At 71.3% G+C, this 6,279-nt stretch carries 4 protein-coding genes; 3 read left to right on the top strand and 1 reads right to left on the bottom strand.

The window, feature by feature from the left end; translation table 11 throughout:
* Positions 1-107: 107 nt before the first annotated feature.
* Positions 108-998: a LysR substrate-binding domain-containing protein gene (locus QO011_RS40060; protein WP_307285592.1), complete on the bottom strand. Its 891-nt coding sequence runs from the start codon at positions 996-998 to the stop codon at positions 108-110.
* Between the two features lie 187 nt (positions 999-1,185).
* Between QO011_RS40060 and QO011_RS40055 the strand changes: the two genes are divergently transcribed.
* The 3 genes from QO011_RS40055 to QO011_RS40045 all read left to right on the top strand — a co-directional run bounded on the left by QO011_RS40055 (position 1,186) and on the right by QO011_RS40045 (position 6,199).
* Positions 1,186-1,887: an SDR family oxidoreductase gene (locus tag QO011_RS40055; RefSeq protein WP_307285590.1), complete on the top strand. Its 702-nt coding sequence runs from the start codon at positions 1,186-1,188 to the stop codon at positions 1,885-1,887.
* A 171-nt stretch (positions 1,888-2,058) separates the two neighbouring features.
* Complete coding sequence (locus QO011_RS40050; protein WP_307285587.1) at positions 2,059-3,792, top strand: phospholipase D-like domain-containing protein; 1,734 nt, start codon at positions 2,059-2,061, stop codon at positions 3,790-3,792.
* Positions 3,793-3,895: 103 nt separating this feature from the next.
* Positions 3,896-6,199, top strand: coding sequence for a Tex family protein (locus tag QO011_RS40045; protein ID WP_307285585.1), 2,304 nt, complete (start codon positions 3,896-3,898; stop codon positions 6,197-6,199).
* Positions 6,200-6,279: the final 80 nt, after the last annotated feature.

The raw sequence follows: 6,279 nt of genomic DNA, 5'->3' as shown, positions 1-6,279 counted from the left end.
GCGCGCGGCGCGCGGGCCCGCCCCCCCCGCCGCCCGGGGGGGGGGGGGGGGCCCGCCCCCCCCCCCCCCCCCCCCCCCGAAACTCTGCTTAGGTTCTGAGATTCTGCCTAGGCCCACGACACGGCGGCCCGGCTCTCGGCCAGCAGCCAGTCTCGGAACGCCGAAACCTCCGGCCGCGTCCGCGCCAGCCTCGGCGTGATGAGGTAGAAGGCTCGCCCGGAGGCGAGGCGCATCCGGCCGCCGAAGGGGGCGACGAGGCGGCGCTGCGCCAGGTCGTCCGCCACCAGCGCGGCGGGAGCCAGCGCCACGCCCTGGCCGTCGAGCGCGGCGCCCAGCGCCAGCGCGGTCTGGTTGAAGCGCCGGCCGACAGCCGGCGGCGCCGGAGCGTTCGCCAGTTCCAGCCAGAGCGGCCAGGCATCATGGGCGTCGTGCAGCAGCGTCGCCCCGGCGAGATCGGCCGGCGTCGACAGCTTCCCGGCGAGGGACGGGCTGCAGACCGGAAACAGGTCGCCCGCGAGGAGTAGCTCGGCCTCGACCGCGCGTTCGAACGGTGGCGCCGAGAGCCGAACGGCGAGGTCGGGCAGGCCGTGGCCGCCCAGACGCTCCATCGCTTCCGACGCCAGCACGCGGACCTCGACATCCGGAGCGATCGCCGCGAAGTGTCCGAGGCGGGGAATGAGCCACCGGGCCGCGAAGGACGGCGTCACCGTCACGGTGACCCCGCGCCGATCGCGCTCGCGTGTCGGCTCGACCGAGGCCAGCGCGCCGGCGATCAGTGCGAAGGCGCGTCGGATCTGCGGATGCATGGCACGCCCCGTCGGCGTGAGCGCCAGGCCGCGGGGCTCGCGCTCGAACAGCCTTGCGCCGAGGCTCGCCTCCAGCGCCCGGATCTGCTGCGCCACCGCGCCATGCGTGACGTTCAGCTCCTCGGCGGCGAGCCGGAAGTTGAGGTGGCGCGCCGCGGCATCGAAGGCGCGCAGGCTGGCGAGGGGCGGCATCCGCGACATCGCGAGGGTGTAGCAACGCTACAGGGTCTGCGCACCAGAAATCGATGGTTGGCGGCGCCCGCACGGCCTAAGAGTTGGGAAAGAGTGGAACGGCGCCGGCGTCCCGCCTCCTTGCCCCGTCGGAAACGAGGGCAGGGAATCCCCGGCGTTCCGCCTGAAGTTGAAAGGGAGACAAGCCATGGCCGACAAGGTCGCCATCGTCACCGCCGGCGGCAGCGGCATGGGCGCCGCCGCGGCGCGCCGCCTCGCCGCCGACGGCTATGCCGTCGCCATCCTGTCCTCGTCCGGCAAGGGCGAGACGCTGGCCCAGGAGCTCGGCGGCATCGGCGTCACCGGCTCCAACGAGTCCAACGACGACCTGAAGCGCCTGGTCGACGCCGTGGTGGCGCGCTGGGGCCGGGTCGACGTGCTGGTCAACAGCGCCGGCCACGGCCCGCGCGCCCCGATCCTGGAGATCTCCGACGAGGACTGGCACCGCAGCATGGAGGTCTATTTCCTCAGCGCCGTCAGGCCGACCCGGCTGGTGACGCCGATCATGCAGGCGCAGCGCTCCGGCTCGATCGTCAACATCTCCACCGCCTGGGCCTTCGAGCCGACGCCGATGTTCCCGACCTCGGCGGTGGCCCGCGCCGGCCTCGCCGCCTTCACCAAGATCTTCGCCGAGACCTATGCGCCTTTCAACGTGCGCATGAACAACGTCCTGCCCGGCTGGATCGACAGCCTGCCCGGCACCGAGGAGCGGCGCGAGAGCGTGCCGATGCAGCGCTACGGCACCATGGCCGAGATCGCCGGCACCATCGCCTTCCTCGCCTCGCCCGACGCCGGCTACATCACCGGCGAGAACATCCGGGTCGACGGCGGGCTGATGCGGTCGGTGTAGCGTCGCCGCAGCTTCGGGGCGGAATTGTTTTTTCCGAAGTTGGCTAAGTAATGATGCGCTGTTTCATCTGCGCGTCAGCGTGAAATTGCCACGATGTTCCAATAGATCTGGCTGAAAGACGTCTCTCGATCTACAATTCCGTTGCGGAATGATGGATGATGGGAGGAGCGGATGCCAGTGGATCTCGTCGTGCGCGCCGGCGTCGACAGCGCCTTTCTCGCCTGGCAGGCACCCTTCATCGAGAGCTGCCGCGGCTTCGCCCTCACCCGGCGCGTCAAGCGGGCGGCCGGGAGCGCGCCGAGCCCGGAGACGACGGGCAGCGAGAACGGCTTCGCCGTCGAGCTGGTGTCGAGCTGGGTCGGCTTCGCCAACGGACCGCAGGTCGCGCCGGGCACGCGCAAGCCGACGACGCAGTGGCCGATCCAGAAATATGTCTGGTCGGACTTCATGGTCGGGCCCGGAGACCAGGTCGCCTATCGCGTCGCGCCCATGGTCGGATCGGCCGACGCGCTGACCGAGGACGACGCCAACGCCTCGGCCTGGAGCGAGGTGGTCGAGATCGGCGCCGAGACCGCGGGGCGGATCTCCTGCTTCTTCAACCGCGGCATCGTCGCCAGCCAGTGGCTGGCGCGGCTGCTGCCCGACGCCCATCCCGACCAGGCGCTGCGCCAGATCATCGCCACGCCGGGCGACCGGATCCGCAACTTCCTCGGCGGCCCGGTGCACGAGACGCTGACGAGCCTGCTGACGGAGACGGAACGCGATGGCGGCCATGTCTTCGCCGCCCTGTTCGAGCTCGACGACCCCGAGCTGATCCCGCTCGTCCGGGCCTTCGGCGCGCGCGCCCATGTCGTGCTCGGCAATGGCAGCGTCAAGCACAAGGGCGAGGACGAGAATGCCGCCGCGCGCGCCGCCCTGTCGATGTGCGACCTGCGCGACCGCATGACTGCGCCTCGCGCCCTGGCGCACAACAAGTTCCTGGTGATCTGCGACGCGCAGCAGGCGCCGCAGGCGGTGTGGACCGGCAGCACCAACTGGACCATGACGGGCCTGTGCACCCAGGCCAACAACGCGGTGCTGGTGCGCAATGCCGGGCTGGCGCAGGACTATCTCGACCAGTGGAAGAGGTTGGCCGACTGCGGCGATGCCTCCCCCGCCAGCCTCTTCACCGCCGACGGGACGCCCCGCACGGTGCGGGGGCTCGACGGCGCCACGCTCTGGTTCACCCCGATGCACGGCCAGCTCGACCTCGAGCAGGCGGGCGAGCTGATCCGCGGCGCGCGGGAGGGCATCCTGTTCCTGATGTTCAACCCCGGCCCGCGCGGCACGCTGTTCAACGACATCGTCGACCTCGCCTCGCCCAGCGGCCAGCACCATGACCCCGACCTCTACATCCAGGGCGTGCTGAACCAGAATCCAGGCACGGCCAAGAATCCGGTGACGCTGTTCAACCGCGGCGAGCGCATCGACGCCAATGCCGACGTCGTGCTGCCGGCCGCCATTCCCGGGCCCTTCGCCTATTGGCACGAGGAGCTGCTCAAGCTGCCGCGCACCTTCGCCATGGTGCACAGCAAGGTCATCGTCATCGACCCCTATGGCCAGAAGCCCGTTGTCATGACCGGCTCGCACAACATGGGCCCGAAGGCGAGCGGGGTGAACGACGAGAACCTCCTGCTGATCGAGGGCGACGGCGATCTCGCCAGCCAATATGCCGGCCACATCATGCAGGTCTACAGCCAGTACCGCTGGCGCCAGTCCGTGCAGGCCCAGCACGGCAAGCCGGCATGGCAGGGCCTCGCCGACGACGACGCCTGGCAGATCGGCGCTCCGGGATCGGATGCGGGCAGCGACAGGCGGCGGCTGCGCGAGCTCGATTTCTGGTTCGGCAAGCGCGCGCAGGGCTGAGCGGCGGCAGGCCGCCGTGCGGCTTCCCGTGGATCGGCATCCGCCCCAGGGCTGACAAGCGCGCGCCGAAGCGGCATGGTCGCCGCCGATTCTGGAGACCGCCATGACCGAAGCCGAGCTTGCCGCCCGCATTGCCGCCGAGATCTCATGCCGGGCGGAGCAGGCCGCCGCGGCGATCGCCCTCCTCGACGGCGGCGCCACCGTGCCCTTCGTCGCCCGCTACCGCAAGGAGGCGACCGGCGGCCTCGACGATACCCAGCTGCGCCGGCTGGAGGAGCGCCTCGGCTATATCAGGGAGCTGGAGGCGAGGCGCGCCGCCATCCTGTCCTCGATCCAGGAGCAGGGCAAGCTCACGCCCGAGCTCGCCGGCAAGATCGGCAAGGCCGAGACCAAGGCCGAGCTCGAGGATCTCTACCTGCCCTACCGCCAGAAGCGGAAGACCAAGGCCGATACGGCGCGCGAGAACGGCCTGGAGCCGCTCGCCCGTGCCGTGATGGCCGACCGCACCCTCGATCCGGCGGAGGCGGCCAAGGCCTATCTCGGCGAGAAGGTGGCGGATGCCAAGGCGGCGCTCGACGGCGCCCGCGACATCCTGGCCGAGGAATTCGCCGAGAATGCCGAGCTGGTCGGCCGGATCCGCGGCCACATGCAGCGCAAGGCCATGCTGCGGGCCCGGGTGGTGGCGGGCAAGGAGGAGGAAGGCGCCAAGTTCTCCGACTATTTCGACCATGCCGAGCGCTGGGCCGATGCGCCGAGCCACCGGGTGCTGGCGCTGCTGCGCGCCCGCGAGGAAGGGGTGATCACCCTCGACCTCGAGGTCGACGCCGACGATGCCGCGCCGGTCAAGCCGGTGGAGGCGATGATTGCGAGCGCCTACGGCATCCGCGGCGGCGGCGCGGCGGATACGTGGCTGATGGGCGTCGCCCGCTGGGCCTGGCGGGTGAAGATCTCCACCCATGTCTCGATCGACATGATGGCCGCCGTCCGCGAGCGGGCCGAGGAGGAGGCGATCCGCGTCTTCGCCCGCAACTTGAAGGACCTGCTGCTCGCCGCCCCGGCCGGCGCCAAGGTGACGATGGGCCTCGACCCCGGCATCCGTACCGGCGTCAAGGTCGCGGTGGTGGACCGCACCGGCAAGCTGGTCGACACGGCGACCGTCTATCCCTTCCAGCCCAGGAACGACGTGCGCGGCGCCACCGCGGCGCTGGCCGGGCTGATCCGCAAGCACGGCGTCGAGCTGATCGCCATCGGCAACGGCACGGCGAGCCGCGAGACCGACCGGCTGGTGCAGGCGCTCGTCTCCGAGCTGCCGGCGCCCAAGCCCGCCAAGATGGTGGTGTCCGAGGCCGGCGCCTCGGTCTATTCCGCCTCCGAGCTCGCCGCCGCGGAGATGCCGGATCTCGACGTGTCGCTGCGCGGCGCCGTCTCCATCGCCCGCCGGCTGCAGGACCCGCTGGCCGAGCTGGTCAAGATCGAGCCCAAGGCCGTCGGCGTCGGCCAGTACCAGCACGACGTCAGCCAGGCCAAGCTCGCCCGCGCCCTCGACGCCGTCGTGGAGGATGCGGTGACCGCGGTCGGCGTCGACCTCAACACCGCCTCCGCCGCCCTGCTGGCGCGCGTCTCGGGCCTCGGCGCCTCGCTCGCCGACGCCATCATCGTCCACCGCAACGAGCACGGCTCGTTCGGCTCGCGGCGCGAGCTCCTGTCGGTGCCGCGGCTCGGGCCGCGCACCTTCGAGCAATGCGCCGGGTTCCTCAGGATCAACGGCGGCAAGGAGCCGCTCGATGCCTCGGCCGTGCATCCCGAGGCCTATCCCGTGGCCAAGCGCATCGTCGCTGCCTGCGGCCGCGACGTGCGCAGCCTGATGGGCGACGCGGCGATGCTGCGCGGGCTCAGCCCGGCGAAATTCGTCGACGAGCGCTTCGGCCTGCCGACGGTCAAGGACATCCTGGCCGAGCTGGAGAAGCCCGGCCGCGACCCCCGCCCGCAGTTCAAGACCGCGACCTTCGCCGAGGGCATCGAGGAGATCGGCCACCTCCGGCCCGGCATGAGCCTGCAGGGCGTCGTCACCAACGTCGCCGCCTTCGGCGCCTTCGTCGACATCGGCGTGCACCAGGACGGCCTCGTCCACATCTCCGAGCTCGCCGACCGCCGGGTGAAGGAGGCCGCCGAGGTGGTCAAGGTCGGGGACGTCGTGACGGTGCGCGTCATCGAGGTCGACGTGAAGCGCAAGCGCATCGCCCTGTCGATGCGTCGGGATGGCGGGCGGAAGGCCGGCGAGCCGATCGGCGGGCGCGGCGGCGAGGCGGCGCGGGGCGCGCCGCGGCCGCCGGCGCCGAAGGAGCGGGATGGGGGCGGGCAGGGGGCGCTCGGCGCGGCGCTGCTGGATGCGATGCGGCGGAAATAGAACGGCCGCCCGGCGCCCTGCAAAAGCAGGATATCGACATTGGCACAAAATCCACCCATGCGCGTTTGGGCTATTGTCGC

Origin of the sequence: Labrys wisconsinensis (assembly GCF_030814995.1) — a bacterium.
Classification (GTDB): Bacteria; Pseudomonadota; Alphaproteobacteria; order Rhizobiales; family Labraceae; genus Labrys; species Labrys wisconsinensis.
The sequence above is the reverse complement of the archived record's forward strand: the minus strand, read 5'-3'. Positions and strand labels throughout refer to the sequence as shown.